Raw genomic sequence first — 16,308 nt, 5'->3', positions numbered from 1 at the left:
CGCTTGGCTATGTCAGGGGTTCGAGCGGGGCATGGAGCGTGTCTACGTGTCGTCGAGCATCTCTTCGAGGTCTTCGGCGGTGGGAATGTCGGCTGCCGGAAGTACTCGCGACGCTTCCGGCGACCAGCTGACGTGCACCTTGTCACCGGGGCGCAGCAAGGGCAGGTCCTGCTCGGGCCCGACATGGGCGATGATCGTCGAATCGTCCGGTGCGGCAAGCGAAAGCCGCAACACCGGCCCCTGGAAGGTCAGATCCTTGACCGTGGCGGGCACGGTCGCGACGTCACCGACCGGCTGGTCCAACGACACACGTACCCGTTCGGGGCGGATCATGAGGGTGGCATGGCCGCCGGATTCGATCGTGGTGTCGCCGGCCTTGGCCTTCAGCGTGGTTCCGAGCACCTCGACCTCGACGAAGTCGCGGTTGCTGCGCCCGGTCTGCCGGCCCGGCCACAGATTGGCCTGTCCGATGAAGCTGGCGACGAACACGGTCGACGGACGGTCGTAGATCTCGGTGGGACTGCCGATCTGCTCGACGTTCCCGTTGTTCATCACCGCGATCCGGTCGCTCATGGTGAGCGCCTCTTCCTGATCGTGGGTCACATAGATGAACGTGATGCCGACCTCGCGCTGGATGCGTTTGAGCTCGAACTGCATCGCGTGGCGCAGCTTGAGATCGAGGGCTCCGAGTGGCTCGTCGAGCAGCAGCGCACTCGGGTAATTGACCAACGCGCGGGCCAGCGCGACGCGCTGCTGCTGCCCGCCGGAAAGCTGGCCCGGCTTGCGCTTGGCGAAGTCGGTGAGCCGCACGATCTCCAGCAGCTCGTCGACGCTGCGTTTGATCTCAGCCTTTTCCTTCTTCATGCTGCGCGGGCCATAGGCCACGTTGTCCCACACGGTCATGTGCGGGAACAGCGCGTAGTGCTGGAAGACGGTGTTGACGTTGCGCTTGTGCGGTGGCACGCGCGAGACGTCGACGCCTTCGAGCCGGATCGCGCCCTCGGTCGGGCTTTCGAATCCGGCGATCATGCGCAGGGTGGTGGTCTTCCCGCAGCCCGAAGGGCCGAGCATCGAGAAGAACTCGCCCGACGCGATCGAGAAGTCTGCGTCGGCCACGGCCACGTAGTCGGCGAACCGTTTCGTGACGTGGTCGATCTCGATGACGGGCGTGCCACTACGTGGCGCGTCGTCCGGTCCCGTCGACTTGTCGACGGCGGTGATATCTGGGCCGGTCAGCGGTCTCCTCCTCCGGTGCAGCCTGGAAGCTGTCGGTAAACAATCGCGGATTCAGCCGACCTTCGCAAGGGATTCCGCAATGAATTAACAATTTTTCAATGGAATCCTTCGTTTGAAGCGGCTTGACAGCGTGATTCCATAGCGTGTCGGGCGATCGGCCACGGCGGGTGTGGTCGATTCCGGGTTCGCACGGGCGCTGACTGGCCAGGGTCAAGTTTCGCAGTTCAGCGGGTTGTCACGGCGGGAAACCGGCGACTGCAGGGGTCAGCCCCACTCATGGTTCATCGCGCGGGACTCGGACAGCGTCTGCACGGACTCACGGTGGCGGTCGGGCGCGCGGGACACCGCGATGAGGGCCATCGCCAGGGCGGCGGTGACGGCGCCGGCGACAAAGATCGTCACGAAGCTGGCCTCCGACGGCACCAGGCGATGCCCGAGCAGCACGGCGACGACGGCCGCGGCCACGGAGCTGCCGATCGTCCGCGCGATGGCGTTCATGCTCGTGGCGATGCCGGTCTCGCTGCCGTCGACCTCACTGACCACCAGCGCGGGCAAGGCGCCGTATCCCAGGCTGATATAGGCGTTGGCCAGCACCCCGGCCACCACGACCTGCCAGGGACGGTCATGCGCGACGGCGAGCATGACGAACCCGGCGATACCGGCGACAGCAGCGACCACGAGCACCCGGCGGGCGCCATACCGGTCGATGTACCGGCCGCTGACGAGTGCCACCAAAAAACCGGTGAGCGCACCGGGGAGCAGGAAGTAGACGCTGGCCTGCAGCACGCTCGCGCCGAACCCGTAGCCGGCGGCCTGACGCGAGATCTGTACGAACTGGGTGAGGCCGAGGAAGGCGAAGTACAGGCCCATTCCGACCAGGATCGTGGCCAGGTTGGTCAGCAGGATCGGCCGGCGGGCCAGCATCGTGGTGGAGACGAGGGGATCGGCGGCCCGGCGCTCCCACCACCACCAGCCGATCAGGACGGCGATGCCCCCGCACAGAAAGCCGATCGTCCCCGGGTGGCTCCAGCCCCACGAGTTGCCCTGGGTGATCGCCAACAGCACCGACGACAGTCCGATCGCGAGGCCGGCGGCGCCGAGCCAGTCGATCGCGCCACCGGCGTCCGGCCGGCGGTTGGGCACGATCACGACCGCCACCAGGATGACGACGGCGGTGAAGGCGGTGGTGAGCCAGAACACCCGGTGATAGCCGGCGTCGCCCGACATCAGCAGACCGGTGACGACGAGCCCGACGCCACCGCCGAAACCCAGCGTTCCGGACAACACCGACATCGCGCCGACCAGCCGGTCCTCGGCCAGTTCTTCACGCAGGATCGCGATGCTGATCGGGTAGAGCGCGTATGAGGCGCCCTGCAGAATGCGCGCCGCCACCAGCAGTGGCACCGACGCCGTCACCGCGGCCAGCACCGATCCGGTCAGCACGACCAGCAGCACGCCGAGCAGGACGCGTTTCTTGCTGTAGAGATCGGCCAGCCGGCCGATCAGTGGGGTCGACGCAGCCGCCGCGAGCAGGTTGGCGGTGACGGCCCAGCTGACTGCCACCGATGAGGTGTTCAACTGTTGGGCGATGATGCCGAGGATCGGGACCACCGCGGTCTGCAGGATGGCGACGGTCAGGGCGACCAGGCTCAGCCCGGCGATCAGCACACCGGGGCGCCGTGGGGCTCCGGCGATCGCGGGGGAGGCGGACCGGTCACTTTCGGTCCTGGCCACGTCCCGCTCCGATCCATAGCTAATCTTTGTGTTTCTTGATTATGGCCATGGTGGGGCAGGTGCCCGTGCACCGGGTGCGTGGTCGAATAGGTGAATGGCTTTCGGAGTCAGTGCGCTCACCGCGTCCACGTTCAGCGGGCGTCGCCCGGCCGGATCGGGTGATCTGACGGTGGAGACCCACGGGATCGCACCGTTGACGGCCGATCAGCGGTACGGACATCCCGCCCGGCTGTTCACGGTGTGGTTCGCGCCCCAGGTCAACATGACCGGAGTCTTCACCGGGACGCTGGCGATCACCCTGGGACTGGGTTTCTGGCTGGGTCTGCTGGCAATGGTGATCGGCACCGTCTTGGGTTCGGCCGTTGTCGCGTACCTGTCGACGTGGGGCCCGCGCACCGGTACCGGACAGCTTCCCAACGCGCGCATGGCATTTGGCGGCCTGGTCGTGGTGCCGGGCATCCTGCAGTGGGGATCGTCGATCGCCTGGGACGCGCTCGTCGGCCTCTTCGGCGGGGAGGCCCTCGCGGCGCTGCTCGGTATCCCGTTCTGGGCCGCGGTGTTGATAGTGCTGGTCGTACAGGGCGTCGTCGGGTTCTTCGGCTATGAGGTGATCCATCGCCTGCAGGCGGTGTTGACCGTCATCCTGTTCCTGACGTTCGCGGTCTTCACCGTCAAACTGGTCGGTGGCCACGACATCGTGGTGGCGCCGTCGGTGGCCGGTGCCGACCTGGCCGGGGCGTTCGTCTTCGAGGTCACGATCGCCCTGAGTCTGGCAATCTCCTGGGCCAGTTACGCCGCCGATTTCAGTCGGTATCTGCCTGCCGACTCTTCCCGGTGGCAGGTGTTCGGATACTCGTTCGCCGGGATCGTGTTGGGCTACATATTCGTTCAGGCAATCGGAATCGCGGCCGCCTCCGTCATCGGTGAGCACACCGCCGCCGGAGTTCACGCCGTCATGGGCGGTGGCCTGCTCGGCGGCCTGGCCTTGTCGGTCATCGCGCTCGCGGCGATCGGCTCGGGAGTGATGAACGACTACAGCGGCTCCCTCGCGCTGCAGACCATCGGTGTACGGGTACGACGGCCGTTGTCGGCGATCATCGTGACGGCGTTGGCATTCGGTTTGATCCTGTGGCTGCATGCCGCCGATACCGCGACCCGGTTCACCGATGTCCTGCTCTTGGTCAGCTACTGGATTCCGGCGTTCGTCGCCGTGGTTGTGGTGGACTGGGTGATCCGTACCCGTGGGCGCAGCACCATCGATCCTGGTACGGAGCCCACCGGGCGCCGCGACGCGGTGGCCGCCCTGATCGCCTTCCTGGTGGCATACGCGGTGGCGGTGCCGTTCATGAACACCACGTTGATCCAGGGGCCGGTCGCCACCGCCTGGCACGGCGCCGACATCGCCTACTTTGTCAATTTTGTTGTAGCGCTGGCGCTTTACGGTGCATATCGGTCGCTGACGCGGTCAGACCGTCGGTTCTAGGCGTTCACGGCAGCGCGGCCAGTACGTGCTCGGTGAATGACGATGTCGAGGCGGTGCCCCCGATGTCGGGCGTGCCGACGCCGGCATCGAGGGTGTGCCGGACGGCGTCCTCGATGCGATCAGCAGCCACACCGAGTGCCGGTGCGCCATCGTCGTGTCCGGTCAACCAGCGCAACAGCATCGCGGTGGACAGGATCATCGCGACAGGGTTGGCGATGTCGCGTCCGGCGATGTCGGGCGCGGACCCGTGGGCAGCCTGGGCCATCGCGCGGGTGTGGGACGCGTTGACGGAGGGTGCCATTCCCAGTGAGCCGCTCAGCTGGCCGGCGAGGTCGGAGAGGATGTCGCCGAACATGTTCTCGGCGACGATCACGTCGAACTCGCGGGGGTGGCTCACCAATCGTGCCGCCAGAGCATCGATGTGCTCACCGCGCACGTCGACATCGGGGTAGCGCTCGGCGACGGTCAGACACACGTCGCGAAACAGGCCGGTGGTCTTGGCCAGGACGTTCGTCTTGTGCGCGATGGTGACGGACTTGCGCCGATCGCTGGCCAACTGGAATGCCTGATGAGCGATCCGTTCACAGGCGGACCGGGTGAAGACGGCGACCGCCAGCGCGACGTCGGGTGTGGGCATGAATTCGCCTGCGCCGTCGTACATGTTGCGGTCGGCGTAGAAACCCTCGGTGTTCTCCCTGACGATCACCACGTCGAGATCTGGACACACGGCAGCGACGGCGGCGCTCAGGGCGCGCGCAGGCCGGATGTTCGCGAACAGGTTGAAGTGCTTGCGGATGGCCCCGCCGGGCGACAGCGTCCCCTTGAATCGTTCCGGGTATCCCGCGTTGTCGTGCGGGCCCAAGATCCAGCCGGGCAGGCCGTCGAGGCCGGTGAGAGTCGCCTCGGGCAGCGGAGTGCCGAACTCGGATATCGCGGCGAGTCCGAAGGGCAGTTCACGCCACTGCACATCGATGGACACAGTTCTCAGTGCCCGTTCAGCGATCCGGCGGGCCGATGACACGATCTCGGGCCCGATACCGTCGCCGGGCAGAACTCCCAGGGTCAGCACGCTTCGTCCTCCGCTCAGATGGGATGGGCCGCGAACCACTCCAACAACATGCGAGCGACTTCGGCCGGCTTCTCCTCCGGAAGCCAGTGTGAGGCTCCGTGCATCGTTTCGAATCGATAAGGACCGCTCACGTAATTGGCGGTGTCGCGCGCCGGTTTGGCGGTGATCGCGATGTCGCGGTCACTCCACACATACAGAGTCGGCACCGTGACCTTCTGCGCCGCGCCGGCGCGCGAGCGCGAGCGCGAGCGCGGGCGACTCATCGGCATGGCTCGGTACCAGTTCAGAGCGGCGGTCAGGGCCCCGGCTTCGGCCATGGACCGCACGTCACGCGCGGCTGCCTCCTGTGGAAGCCCGCTACGGATCAGGGCTTTGGCCATGGATTTTCCGCTACCGTCGCGCCCGAGCATCAACCGTTCGGCGAGCCACGGGAATTGGTTGACGTACATGTACCAGGAATACAGTCCCTGCCGGCTGGTCAACATCGACCGCAGGAAGGCGATCGGGTGGGGTACCGACAGTGCCGACAACGAGGCCAGCCGCTCAGGTGCGTAGGAGGCCAGGCCCCAAGCCACCGCGGCGCCCCAATCATGGCCGACGAGGTGCACCCGGTCGGAACCACTGGCATCGATCAGAGCAAGCGTGTCCTTGACCAGTTCCGTCGCCCGGTAGTCGCGGCGGCGAAGCGGCCGGGCACCGGCGGAGTAGCCGCGCTGATTGGGCGCCAGACACCGGAAGCCCTCCGCGGTGAGCAGCGAGATGATCGGTTCCCAGCTGCTGTTCTGTTGTGGGAAGCCGTGCAGCAACACAACCACCGGACCGTCGGCCGGACCGTCATCGATCACGTCGAACACGAGCTCCCCGCGGCGGTATTGATCCATACCCTGCATCATGCCAAGTCGACGGTTGGTCGGGGACCGTCCCCATCACCGTCCGGCATCTGAACTGAACGTGGACTATTGGCGATGCGGGCGGCTATGTCGAGTTGGACGAGAACTACTGTTTGCCAGGCGATCCCGTGCGGCATCCGTCTTCGGCGGCCGTGACCTTCCGGTGGCCAACTTGTGACAGCAACGTGGCGGCGGTGAGGGGCTCACCCGGTTGCCGCCGGTACGTCGAATGGAGTACCAATCATCAGGTGTGCGCGGGAAGGACCATCTGAATGGCCGGGATTGGGACAGAAGACGTTCCAGGGCAGTGGCTGACGGCGGCAGAGGTTGCGCGCGCGTCGCAGCTGCGCGAGGACTTGGTCGAGCGGTTCCTGCCGGCCGCGCAGCCGCAAGAGAATCTCTACGGACGCGATCTCGTATCGGTTGCCCGATTCGTGAAGTCGCTCACGGATCTGGGCACGCCTACCGCCGCTGTCGAGATGGCCGTCGCCGAACTCCGGGCCCGCCCGGACGCGGCGTTCAATGTGGCTCTGCGAGGTGCCGGTGGTGGCAGCCGCTGGCCGGTGAGCTCGGGGCTGACCAAAAAGTCACGGGCACGGACGGTGATCGGTGTGACCACCGCCGCGGCGTTGCTCGTCGGTGGCGTCGTGGCGGTCACGCTGTCGCGGCACGAGGCGGAGCCGGCCGCTGTGGGTCCAGCGCCGTCCAGTGCGGCGAAACCTGTTCCCGCAGAAGTGGTTGCGTCGGTGACGGATGATCCGGGTACCAAGCCGTCTCAGGCCTTTGCCGCGGCGAAGCCGGATCCGGTGTGCGCACAGTGGCAGCGGGCCAGCTCCGGGTTCGACGGGAAGCAGCAGGCCTGGGCCAAAACCGATCACCGGGTGCCGGCCGCTCGCTGGTCGCCCAAGCAGCGGTCGGTGACGCTGGCCGTCATCCCGGTGATGCGGCAGGAGGCTGCCGAACTACGTCGTCTGGCGGACAAGTCGATGGACCCGCTGCTGACTGGCATGCTGCGGGCCCAATCTCGGTACATCGACAATTACGCGGCGAAGCTTCCGAAGTTCGAGCCGCCAGATCACGCGAGCTGGACTGCGGCCACAGCCATCGACGGTGCGGTGAAGGCGGTGTGCTCGACGCCACGGTGAGCACACTCGTTCCGGTATCTGGTGGGGCACTTGGGGATGGTGCCCCACCAGAAATCGTTTCGGCTACAGCGGAATCCAGGTACCGAGGAACCAGAAGCCCCACCCGCGGCCGTCACCGGCAGGCATCGGGGTCACACGCTGCCCATTCCATTCGAACGGTTGATGATCGCGGCGCCCCGCGTCGATGCCGCGGCCGTGCCAATCGTTGGGCTGCGGCCCCCGGTCGTCGCGATGTTCGCATGGTGCGCCGGGACGATCGCACCCCGGGCCCGGATCGGCGCCGGCGGTACCGATGCCGACGCCCAGCAACGCGGCGATCCCGATTCCTGCCGCCATCGCCGATACGCCCACGGATTTCTTGAAACGCATTGCTCTACTCCGTTTCTGACCAGTGCGACGACGGTGCCGCACGGAGAGCAAAGCTATTTCGGCGCGATATGTTTGCCCTGTGCTCAGTGTGGGGCCGGGCTGTGTGATTCGTAACGAAATGAAAACCGGTCCTGAGTCACCAGGTGAGGTTGTGCTTTTCGAAGTGGCGGGCCAGTGCCTCCATGTATTCGTCGCCGTGGAACGGACCGCGGGCGCCGATGGCCTTTTCCAGGAAGGGGCCGTACTCCTCATCGTTGACGTAGGTCGACCAATGGGTGATCTGGCCGTCATCGTTGGTGTCGATGAAGCTGATCGAGTAGAAGCCCATCGTTTCGCCGTCGGCCGTCGTGCCTTCCCACCGGTACCGCATGACCAGGCCGTTCTCCGCGGGCCAGAACTTGTGGTCGACGGGTTTCCAGTCCGGGAAGACCACGGAGTACGCCTTGGCCTCGACGGTGGCCGCGACGTCGAATGACGTCGCCACGTCCTTGAGGACGAGTTCCTGGCCGGCCACGAAGTAGGGCGAGGTGTACACGGCGTCGTCGGTGAACTCCCACTCGTCGTAGCTCTCGCCTTCCTGCACCTTCCGCAGCACGTACTTGTCGCGGTAGCTCTCGGCCATTCGGCGGTGTTTGGCGATTCGATCGACGAGATCCATTGCGGTCCTTATCCATTGGGGGAGCGGCAGAGGCCAGGCCAGCGACTCATGTGGCGTGGCGCACACAACTAATATACATATCTGTATCGTAGATTCAACGATGAATTTTCATGCGTGCGGTGCAGGTTGATGATGTCGGCTGCGCCTCTTGGGAGGGGGACCCGTGACGCAACGATGGACCCGGCAGAAGCGGGTGGAGCACACGCGCTCGTTGTTGCTGGACGCGGCTGAAGAGGTGGTCGCGCGGGATGGTTTTGGCGCAGCAGCCCTCGAGGTCATCGCCGACGCCGCCGGTTACACCCGCGGGGCGATCTACTCGCATTTCGGGACAAAAGAGGAGCTGTTCCTCGCCGTCATGGAGCGTCAGCTGCAGCGCTTCCTGGACGGCTTCGCCGACATCGTCGAGTCGTTTCGGACGGTCAGTGACTTCGATGCCGGCAAGCTGGCCGAGCGCTGGCGGGAATTGAGCATCGGCGCACCCGACCGCGCGGCGCTCGGCTACGAGTTCACGCTGTTCCTACTGCGCAATCCCGAAGCACGCGATCGAGTGGCCGCACAGCGCCGGCAGACCGTGCGCTCGCTGGCCGACTACATCGACGCTCACCTGGACAAGATCGGTGGACGCCTACGGGTACGGTCCGACCTCCTGGCCAAGGTGCTGATCGCCGCCAATGAGGGCATCACGCTCGGCAGCCACATCGATTCCGAGGACCTGTACCGGCCGTTCCTGGAGATGGTGATGGCCCACGTGGAGTCCGCGGACCCGCGTGGGCGGCAAACCTAGGCGCGGGCCAAGAACCCCAGCACCGTCTGCTCGAAGGCCTCTTTGGCCTCGATCATGGCCCAGTGTCCGCAGTTGGGGAACACGTGCAGCTCGGCGTTCGGAATGGTCCGCATGGGGATCAGCGCCATGTCCAACGGACTGACCCGGTCATCGCGGCCCCAGGTGAGCAGCGTGGGTGCGGCCACCTTGTGCATCTGCGCCCACGGCAGCGGAGCATCGGACGCCCGCATGGCGGCCATCATTCCCGCGAACGCGGCCTTGCCGTACATCCGTTTTGCCGCGGCCAGTGTCGTGGGGTCGGTGGCCAGCTCCCACCGCTGCTCGATGAGTTCCTCGGTGACCAGCGCCGGATCGAACACCATCGAGTTCAACCAGTCGATCAGGCGCTGGCGGGTCGGGTCTTCGGTGAACTCCTGCAGTAGACGGATACCTTCACTGGGCCCCGGGCTGAAGACGTTGGTTCCGATACCGCCGATGGTGACGAGCTTGCCGATGCGATCTGGCTGCCGGATGGCGAAGTTGATTCCCACCCCGCCGCCCATCGAGTTTCCGACGATGTGCGCGCGGTCGACACCCAGGGCGTCGAGGAACGGACCCACCACACCCTGCGCGGTGATCATCGGATGGCCGCCGAGGTCGTCGGTGACCCCGAATCCTGGGAATTCCAAGACCAGACAACGGAATTGCTGGGCGAAGGTGGGCAGGATCCCGCGAAAATTGCGCCAACCGGTAACGCCGGGGCCCGAGCCGTGCAGGAACAGCAGCGCCGGTCCCTCGCCGGTGTCGTAGTACCGCAACGCTCCGGCGGCGGTTTCGATCTCCCTCAGTTCCAGCTCGGTCATGCCGACCAACCTACGGGGGGACACCCGCCGGCCCATCGCCAGTCCCGGCCGGCGGAACACTGTCTGGGTTCTCAAAGCTCCGCCACCGCGGACCGGATCCACGGTGGCGGAGGTCCAGATCGGGTCAGAACGTCGGCACGAACACGCCGTTCATCCAGACGCCCCAGTGCTGCCAGCCTTCATCCCACACCTGGGGATTGCCGGCACCCCACGTCGGCTGCGCCGGCGTTGGCGGTGCCCACGCCGGCGGCGGACCGGGATTCGGGCCACCCGGAATGGTCATCGCAACCATCGGCTGGTTTGGCGCGGGTGCCTGCGGTGGGGCCGCACTCGCGCCGGCCGCACTCAGTCCGGCGGCTCCGGCCGCCAGCGCACCTGCAATAGCTGTACCGGCGACTATCTTGGTGATCTTCATAGCCGTAGACCTCCAATCCGTATGCGGATGAATCTCACGGATACGTTGGCTATCCCACACCGGCGAGCCGTAAACCTAATGACGGCAATGAAAATCTGCTATCTCTTGACGACTTAGATAGGGCCGCCTAGCGTCCTGAGACGACACAGACTCGGGGGAATCGTGGGGGAAATCAATCCTGCAGTGCCGCTTGCCGGTGTTGCGTTGACCGCAATCGGGGTTGCGGTCATCCGGGCGCGGGAGAGCCGACGTCCAGATCGGCTGTACAGCGACCCGTTGGCACAGGCATTTGTCGATGCGGCTCGGGCCGGGTTCCCCGCACAGCGGTGGGAATACCTCGAGGAGCTCGCCGATCAGTTCTACGAGGGACGCACCGTGGCAGTCCGCCTGGTGGACGACCGCATCAAGGAGGCCGTCGCTGCCTGCATCACGCAGATCGTCATGCTCGGTGCCGGTTTGGACACCCGCGCCTTTCGGATGGATCTACCGGACAGCGTCACAGTCTTCGAGATCGACCTGCCTGAGCTGTTCGAGTTCAAAGAGCCGGTTCTGGCCGCCGCCGAAGTCACTCCCTCGTGTCGCCGCCACGTCATCGCCGCCGATCTGCGGTCGGACTGGACGAAGCCTTTGTGTGACAGTGGGTTTCGCTCGCATATTCCAACACTGTGGGTCGACGAGGGCGCGCTGGCCTATCTGCCGCCCGAGCCGCGCGATGACGTGGTGGTGGCCTTGACCGATCTTTCCGCTCCGGGCAGCCAGTTCGGTGTCAGCCGGTACGCGGTGGATGCCGACAGCTCGCCGTACGCCGGACTGCGAAGCCTGGTCGGCGGCCAGGCCTCGGTCGACGTCCCGGATGACACCATCCGCGGAGTGTGTGAGCGGCTCGACGGCCTCGGCTGGGACACCAAGTTTCGCAGTTGGAACGACGCGGTGACACAGTTCGATCGCGTCGTCGCGGTGGCCGATCCGGAAGTCGGACATGTGACTGCGGTGCGTCGCAACCTCGCGGAGCGCGCTCACTAGACGTGCTGCACGGTGCCGAACGCACTGGTGGAGGGCATGCGGTAGGGCCGGACTACAGTGTCGGCATGACGCTGCACGCTGACGCTTCCCATCCGGACCTGGTTTCCGTCGGGGTGCCGACGCACTGGTACAACCTGGCTGCCGAGTTGGATCAGCCGATCCCGCCGCACCTGCATCCCGGCACCAAGCAGCCGGTCCGCCCCGACGATCTCGCGGCGCTCTTCCCCAGCGGACTGATCGCGCAGGAGGTGTCCACCGAGGCGTACATCGAGATCCCGGAGGTGGTGCGTGACATCTACTCGATGTGGCGGCCGTCGCCGTTGATCCGGGCCCGGCGTTTCGAGCAGGCGCTCAACACCGGTGCCCACATCTACGTCAAGTACGAGGGCGTCAGCCCGGTCGGCAGCCACAAGACCAACTCCGCTGTGGCGCAGGCCTATTACAACAGCATCGACGGTGTCCGGAAGCTCACCACCGAGACCGGCGCTGGGCAGTGGGGCAGTGCACTGTCTTTTGCCGGAGCGCAGTTCGGCCTCGAGGTCGAGGTGTGGCAGGTGCGTGCGTCCTATGAGTCGAAGCCCTACCGGGGCCATCTCATCCGAACGTACGGCGGCACTGTGCACTCGAGCCCGTCGAACCTGACCGAGTCGGGTCGCGCGATTCTCGCGACGAACCCGGATACCACCGGCAGCCTCGGAATGGCGGTGAGCGAGGCTGTCGAGGTGGCGGCTGCCAACACCGACACCCGCTATGCGCTGGGCAGCGTGCTGAATCATGTTGTGCTGCATCAGAGCGTGATCGGTTTGGAGGCCGTCGCGCAGCTCGCCGCGGTCGAGCCGGACGGTGCCGACGTCGTCTTCGGCTGCGCTGGAGGGGGGTCCAACCTTGCCGGCCTGGCATTCCCGTTCCTGCGTGAGAAGATCCACGGGCGGTCGAACCCGAAGATCGTGGCCGCGGAGCCGTCCGCCTGTCCGTCGATCACACAGGGTGAGTACCGCTACGACCACGGCGACGTGGCAGGCCTTACCCCGCTGCTCAAGATGCACACGCTTGGAATGGATTTCGTGCCCGATCCCATCCACTCGGGCGGCCTGCGCTATCACGGGATGGCACCGGCGCTGAGCCACACCGTCGAGCTGGGACTGGTTGAAGGTGTTGCCATCGGTCAGCACGATGCGTTCTCGGCAGGGGTCCTGTTCGCCCGGACGCAGGGCATCGTGCCCGCTCCCGAGTCCACGCACGCGATCGCGGCCGCCGCCGCACATGTGGCCGACGACCCGGCCGAGCAGGTGGTCGTGATCGGCCTCTCTGGTCATGGCCAACTCGATCTGCCGGCGTACGCCGAGTTCCTGGACGGCAACTTCTGAGCTGACGCACTGCGTCCGGGTCTTACGCAGTCGAATCAGATCTGCCAGTCCTGCGCGCCGTCTGGCTGGTTGTAGAGGCCGACGGAGTTCTTGACGACGACGGGATCGCCGCTGCCGAAGTGGTCGAAGAACCATTGGGCGTTCGCCGGGCTGAGATTGGGGCAGCCGTGGCTGACGTTGCGCTTGCCCTGATCGGCGACCGACCAGGGGGCGCTGTGCGCGAAAATCCCGGTGTTGCTGAGACGGACCGCGTTTTGGACTTTGAGTTTGTAGCCTTCGGGCGAGTTCACCGGAACGCCGTAGGTGGACGAATCCATGATGATGTCGGAGAACTTCTCCAGTACGTAGTAGGTGCCGTTGGGAGTTTCGTAACCCGGCTTGCCCAGGGAGACGGGGAAGGTCTTTTCGAGCGTGCCGTTGCGGTGGACCTGCATCTGGTGGGTGTCGTCGTCAATCGTGGCCACCAGTGAATCGCCCACCCGAAAACTGGATTTCGTGCCCGCGGCGTCGATGTTGACCACGGTGCCTGCCGGCCAGAAATCAATTGGCCGCCAGCGCACCTGGGTGTTGCTCATCCAGTAGAACTTGCCGGGCACCGGTGGGTTGGAGGAGATGTGGATTGCGTCCTCGGCCATCTTACGGTCGGCGATCGGCCGCTGAAAGTTGATGTAGATCGGCTTGGCGACACCGACCATTGCTCCGTTGGCCGGATTGAACGTCGGTGGCGCAAATGGCGGCTCACCGATGAACGGCAGCGGATTCTGGCCGGCCGGGACGTCGGCACCGGCCGACTGACCGAACGGTGCCGGCCAAGGCATTTGGGCGGGGCCGAGGTGTGGCGCCGGGTCGACGGGCTGCGGTGGGCCAACGGGCTCCGCCCAGGCGGAAGTGCCGGTAACGCTCGATGCGGTGACCATGACGGTCGCCGCGATCGAGGTGATCCACAGGTTTCTGGTGCGCTGCTGCACGAGGCCTCCATCGACGCGATGTCCTTGATGACCACGCCCGCCAGGGCGGATACATGACGCGACCCAGTCTACTAGCTACGTACGTGGATAGTAGATAGCGCGGATGGTCTTGCTATTGCTCACCATCGACACGTGTAACCGTCGTGGCGCTGACCTGCTGGATTGGGGCGTACGTAGTCAGGCAATACGAGGATGGTACGTAGATCGTTGTGCATTCGGTATGAGTTTCGGTGCGGGTCGCCGTCGCGTACTTACGCTTGGCGCACACGATCGACTCGAGAGAGGAAACGTCGATGCCCCTATTACGTTCAGGAATGGCGGTTCTCGCAGTTGCGGCCGCCGTGATGATGACATCCGCGAGCATTGCCGGGGCCGCTCCGACCGGGACCTCGGATGCTCAGACGACCATCGGGATGCTGCAGGCCCAGGGATTTCGGGTCATGGTGAGCAAGGTCGGTCATGGACCGCTCAACAGATGCACCGTCAACGCGGTACGCCCCGGGCGCAAATCCTCGCTGTCCCAGAATCCACTGGTCGGGGTACGAACGCGTCCGCAACAGAGCATCGCCCCGACTGTGTATGTCGACCTGACGTGTGACCGCTGAAACGCCCAGATTCTTCAACGAACCTTCACACAACTCATACCGATTCACCGATCTCCGTGCTCAGGGTGGAAGGCATGTCTGAGATCGCCAACTTGCACCGGTTCGGCCGCCGCGGATTCCTCGCGGCATCCGTCGCCCTGAGCGCGACGGCCCTCGCAGGGTGTCAGCGCGACCCGGGCGCCACCCCCACCCGCGTTGACTCCCAGGATGCTATCGCCGCGGCGGAGGCGCGTCGGCCCCATAGCGGTCGCACGGTCTCTACCACCTTGACCGCCCAGCGCACACGCGTGGACCTCGGTGGCACGATCGCCGACACCATCGCCTACAACGACATCGTGCCGGGGCCGCTGCTGCGGGCCTCGGTCGGTGATGAAGTGGAGGTCACGGTACGCAACAGGCTCGGCCATTCGACTTCGGTGCACTGGCATGGCCTGGCGCTGCGCAACGACATGGACGGGGCGGCGCCGGCTACTCCGGACATTGCCGACGGCAGCGATTTCACCTACCGGTTCTCCGTACCTCACCCGGGGACGTACTGGGCGCATCCTCACACCGGGCTCGATGCGGACACCGGACTGTACTTCCCGCTGATCGTTGATGACCCGGATGAGCCGGGCGGTTACGACGCGGAATGGGTGGTGATGCTCGACGACTGGACCGATGACGTCGGGCCAAGCCCTGCCCAGATCTACGACCGGCTCCGGATACGTTCTGGCGGCGGGCACGACATGCCCGGTATGGGCGGTATGCCCGGCATGGACCACGATGCGGAGATGGGTTCGATGGGCGGCCGTGACGGTTCGCCACTAGGCGGCGATGCCGGCGACGTCAACTATCCGCTGTACGTGGTCAATGGCCGTAATGCTCAGAACCCGAACAGCTTCCGGGTCCGCCCCGGCCAGCGGGTGCGGATCCGATTGATCAACGCCGGCTCTGATACCGCGTTCCGGGTCGCGCTGGCCGGTCACCGGATGACTGTCACTCACACCGACGGCTTCCCGGTGGTTCCCACCGAGGTGGACGCGGTGCTGATCGGGATGGGGGAGCGGTACGACGTGGTGGTCACGGCGCAAGACGGGGTATTTCCGTTGGTTGCCGCCGCCGAGGGGAAGGGTGCGTCGACGCGCGCACTACTGGTGACCGCGGACGGGTCCACCCCGCCGCCCGACTATGCGCCACCGGAGTTGCGGGGCCGGCTCGGCACGGTGCGGTCGTTCACCGCATCACCGGAGGCCACCTTCGACGCCGCTCGACCGGAAGCCGAGCTTCCGGTCGAGCTCGGCGGCTCGATGGCGACCTACGAGTGGACGATCAACGGCCGTTCGTTCGCGCACACCCAGCCTTTGAAGGTGCGCGAAGGGCAGCGGGTGGCAATGACATTCCGCAACTCGTCGATGATGTGGCATCCGATGCACCTGCACGGGCACACGTTTCAGGTGCTGAGTGACGACGGACGCCCAGGTGCCCGCAAGGACACCCTCATCGTGTTGCCGATGCAGCGGCAACGGGTGGTCTTCACGGCCGACAACCCCGGCGTGTGGATGCTGCACTGTCACAACACCTATCACCAAGAGGGCGGGATGATGACGACTCTCGGCTACACCGCGTGACGAAGCGCACAGCGCGGAAGTACTACGTACTAGCCTAGGTAGTAGATAGCGTGGCCGCGTCGAGACCCCTGTCAGCCCGCGCCGGGGGGTACGCTCGCATCACCGAACGT

At 65.7% G+C, this 16,308-nt stretch carries 16 protein-coding genes; 7 read left to right on the top strand and 9 right to left on the bottom strand.

Features of this window, described 5'->3' with window-relative positions; genetic code table 11:
- Positions 1-42: 42 nt before the first annotated feature.
- Both BN2156_RS06230 and BN2156_RS06225 read right to left on the bottom strand, forming a co-directional pair.
- Positions 43-1,071: an ABC transporter ATP-binding protein gene (locus BN2156_RS06230; protein ID WP_276020407.1), complete on the bottom strand. Its 1,029-nt coding sequence runs from the start codon at positions 1,069-1,071 to the stop codon at positions 43-45.
- Positions 1,072-1,500: 429 nt separating this feature from the next.
- Complete coding sequence (locus BN2156_RS06225; protein WP_090511417.1) at positions 1,501-2,970, bottom strand: MFS transporter; 1,470 nt, start codon at positions 2,968-2,970, stop codon at positions 1,501-1,503.
- 94 nt (positions 2,971-3,064) lie between these two features.
- Between BN2156_RS06225 and BN2156_RS06220 the strand changes: the two genes are divergently transcribed.
- On the top strand, positions 3,065-4,453 hold the full coding sequence (locus BN2156_RS06220; protein ID WP_090511414.1) for a purine-cytosine permease family protein: 1,389 nt from the start codon (positions 3,065-3,067) through the stop codon (positions 4,451-4,453).
- Between the two features lie 4 nt (positions 4,454-4,457).
- Here BN2156_RS06220 and BN2156_RS06215 read toward each other — a convergent pair whose 3' ends face one another.
- Together BN2156_RS06215 and BN2156_RS06210 are read right to left on the bottom strand one after the other, a co-directional pair.
- Complete coding sequence (locus BN2156_RS06215; RefSeq protein ID WP_090511412.1) at positions 4,458-5,522, bottom strand: isocitrate/isopropylmalate dehydrogenase family protein; 1,065 nt, start codon at positions 5,520-5,522, stop codon at positions 4,458-4,460.
- A gap of 14 nt (positions 5,523-5,536) precedes the next feature.
- Entirely contained in the window at positions 5,537-6,403 is an 867-nt protein-coding gene (locus BN2156_RS06210; protein ID WP_090511409.1) for an alpha/beta fold hydrolase, read from the bottom strand.
- Positions 6,404-6,684: 281 nt separating this feature from the next.
- Between BN2156_RS06210 and BN2156_RS06205 the strand changes: the two genes are divergently transcribed.
- Entirely contained in the window at positions 6,685-7,557 is an 873-nt protein-coding gene (locus BN2156_RS06205; RefSeq protein WP_090511407.1) for an ESX-1 system-associated protein, read from the top strand.
- Between the two features lie 63 nt (positions 7,558-7,620).
- Here BN2156_RS06205 and BN2156_RS06200 read toward each other — a convergent pair whose 3' ends face one another.
- Both BN2156_RS06200 and BN2156_RS06195 read right to left on the bottom strand, forming a co-directional pair.
- Positions 7,621-7,926, bottom strand: coding sequence for a hypothetical protein (locus BN2156_RS06200; RefSeq protein ID WP_090511404.1), 306 nt, complete (start codon positions 7,924-7,926; stop codon positions 7,621-7,623).
- 136 nt (positions 7,927-8,062) lie between these two features.
- A complete protein-coding gene (locus BN2156_RS06195) occupies positions 8,063-8,584 on the bottom strand; it encodes a nuclear transport factor 2-like protein (protein ID WP_090511401.1) in 522 nt (173 codons plus the stop codon).
- 163 nt (positions 8,585-8,747) lie between these two features.
- Between BN2156_RS06195 and BN2156_RS06190 the strand changes: the two genes are divergently transcribed.
- A complete protein-coding gene (locus BN2156_RS06190; protein WP_090511398.1) occupies positions 8,748-9,368 on the top strand; it encodes a TetR/AcrR family transcriptional regulator in 621 nt (206 codons plus the stop codon).
- Here the strand turns inward: BN2156_RS06190 and BN2156_RS06185 are convergent.
- Both BN2156_RS06185 and BN2156_RS06180 read right to left on the bottom strand, forming a co-directional pair.
- Positions 9,365-10,210: an alpha/beta fold hydrolase gene (locus BN2156_RS06185; RefSeq protein WP_090511396.1), complete on the bottom strand. Its 846-nt coding sequence runs from the start codon at positions 10,208-10,210 to the stop codon at positions 9,365-9,367. The genes BN2156_RS06190 and BN2156_RS06185 overlap by 4 nt on opposite strands.
- Before the next feature lie 124 nt (positions 10,211-10,334).
- Entirely contained in the window at positions 10,335-10,625 is a 291-nt protein-coding gene (locus BN2156_RS06180) for a hypothetical protein (protein WP_090511393.1), read from the bottom strand.
- Positions 10,626-10,829: 204 nt separating this feature from the next.
- Between BN2156_RS06180 and BN2156_RS06175 the strand changes: the two genes are divergently transcribed.
- A complete protein-coding gene (locus BN2156_RS06175) occupies positions 10,830-11,648 on the top strand; it encodes an SAM-dependent methyltransferase (RefSeq protein ID WP_235625219.1) in 819 nt (272 codons plus the stop codon).
- A gap of 65 nt (positions 11,649-11,713) precedes the next feature.
- Complete coding sequence (locus BN2156_RS06170) at positions 11,714-13,015, top strand: TrpB-like pyridoxal phosphate-dependent enzyme (RefSeq protein ID WP_090511388.1); 1,302 nt, start codon at positions 11,714-11,716, stop codon at positions 13,013-13,015.
- 35 nt (positions 13,016-13,050) lie between these two features.
- Here the strand turns inward: BN2156_RS06170 and BN2156_RS06165 are convergent, their stop codons facing one another.
- Positions 13,051-13,932, bottom strand: coding sequence for a L,D-transpeptidase (locus BN2156_RS06165; protein ID WP_090515558.1), 882 nt, complete (start codon positions 13,930-13,932; stop codon positions 13,051-13,053).
- A 365-nt stretch (positions 13,933-14,297) separates the two neighbouring features.
- On the opposite strand from BN2156_RS06165, the gene BN2156_RS06160 reads away from it, so the two are divergent.
- Together BN2156_RS06160 and BN2156_RS06155 are read left to right on the top strand one after the other, a co-directional pair.
- Complete coding sequence (locus tag BN2156_RS06160; protein WP_090511387.1) at positions 14,298-14,588, top strand: hypothetical protein; 291 nt, start codon at positions 14,298-14,300, stop codon at positions 14,586-14,588.
- A 74-nt stretch (positions 14,589-14,662) separates the two neighbouring features.
- Positions 14,663-16,198: a multicopper oxidase family protein gene (locus tag BN2156_RS06155; protein ID WP_090511384.1), complete on the top strand. Its 1,536-nt coding sequence runs from the start codon at positions 14,663-14,665 to the stop codon at positions 16,196-16,198.
- Positions 16,199-16,308 lie beyond the last annotated feature (110 nt).

This window comes from Mycolicibacterium neworleansense, from assembly GCF_001245615.1.
In the GTDB taxonomy this organism is placed as follows: Bacteria; Actinomycetota; Actinomycetes; order Mycobacteriales; family Mycobacteriaceae; genus Mycobacterium; species Mycobacterium neworleansense.
The sequence above is the reverse complement of the archived record's forward strand: the minus strand, read 5'-3'. Positions and strand labels throughout refer to the sequence as shown.

What these genes read in the sequence shown, in the direction of transcription:
- BN2156_RS06230 (WP_276020407.1), bottom strand. Translation starts at nt 1,071, where the DNA reads ATGCTCGGCCCTTCGGGCTGCGGGAAGACCACCACCCTGCGCATGATC.
- BN2156_RS06220 (WP_090511414.1), top strand. Translation starts at nt 3,065, where the DNA reads ATGGCTTTCGGAGTCAGTGCGCTCACCGCGTCCACGTTCAGCGGGCGT.
- BN2156_RS06210 (WP_090511409.1), bottom strand. Translation starts at nt 6,403, where the DNA reads ATGGATCAATACCGCCGCGGGGAGCTCGTGTTCGACGTGATCGATGAC.
- BN2156_RS06205 (WP_090511407.1), top strand. Translation starts at nt 6,685, where the DNA reads ATGGCCGGGATTGGGACAGAAGACGTTCCAGGGCAGTGGCTGACGGCG.
- BN2156_RS06200 (WP_090511404.1), bottom strand. Translation starts at nt 7,926, where the DNA reads ATGCGTTTCAAGAAATCCGTGGGCGTATCGGCGATGGCGGCAGGAATC.
- BN2156_RS06195 (WP_090511401.1), bottom strand. Translation starts at nt 8,584, where the DNA reads ATGGATCTCGTCGATCGAATCGCCAAACACCGCCGAATGGCCGAGAGC.
- BN2156_RS06185 (WP_090511396.1), bottom strand. Translation starts at nt 10,210, where the DNA reads ATGACCGAGCTGGAACTGAGGGAGATCGAAACCGCCGCCGGAGCGTTG.
- BN2156_RS06180 (WP_090511393.1), bottom strand. Translation starts at nt 10,625, where the DNA reads ATGAAGATCACCAAGATAGTCGCCGGTACAGCTATTGCAGGTGCGCTG.
- BN2156_RS06170 (WP_090511388.1), top strand. Translation starts at nt 11,714, where the DNA reads ATGACGCTGCACGCTGACGCTTCCCATCCGGACCTGGTTTCCGTCGGG.
- BN2156_RS06165 (WP_090515558.1), bottom strand. Translation starts at nt 13,932, where the DNA reads ATGGTCACCGCATCGAGCGTTACCGGCACTTCCGCCTGGGCGGAGCCC.
- BN2156_RS06160 (WP_090511387.1), top strand. Translation starts at nt 14,298, where the DNA reads ATGGCGGTTCTCGCAGTTGCGGCCGCCGTGATGATGACATCCGCGAGC.
- BN2156_RS06155 (WP_090511384.1), top strand. Translation starts at nt 14,663, where the DNA reads ATGTCTGAGATCGCCAACTTGCACCGGTTCGGCCGCCGCGGATTCCTC.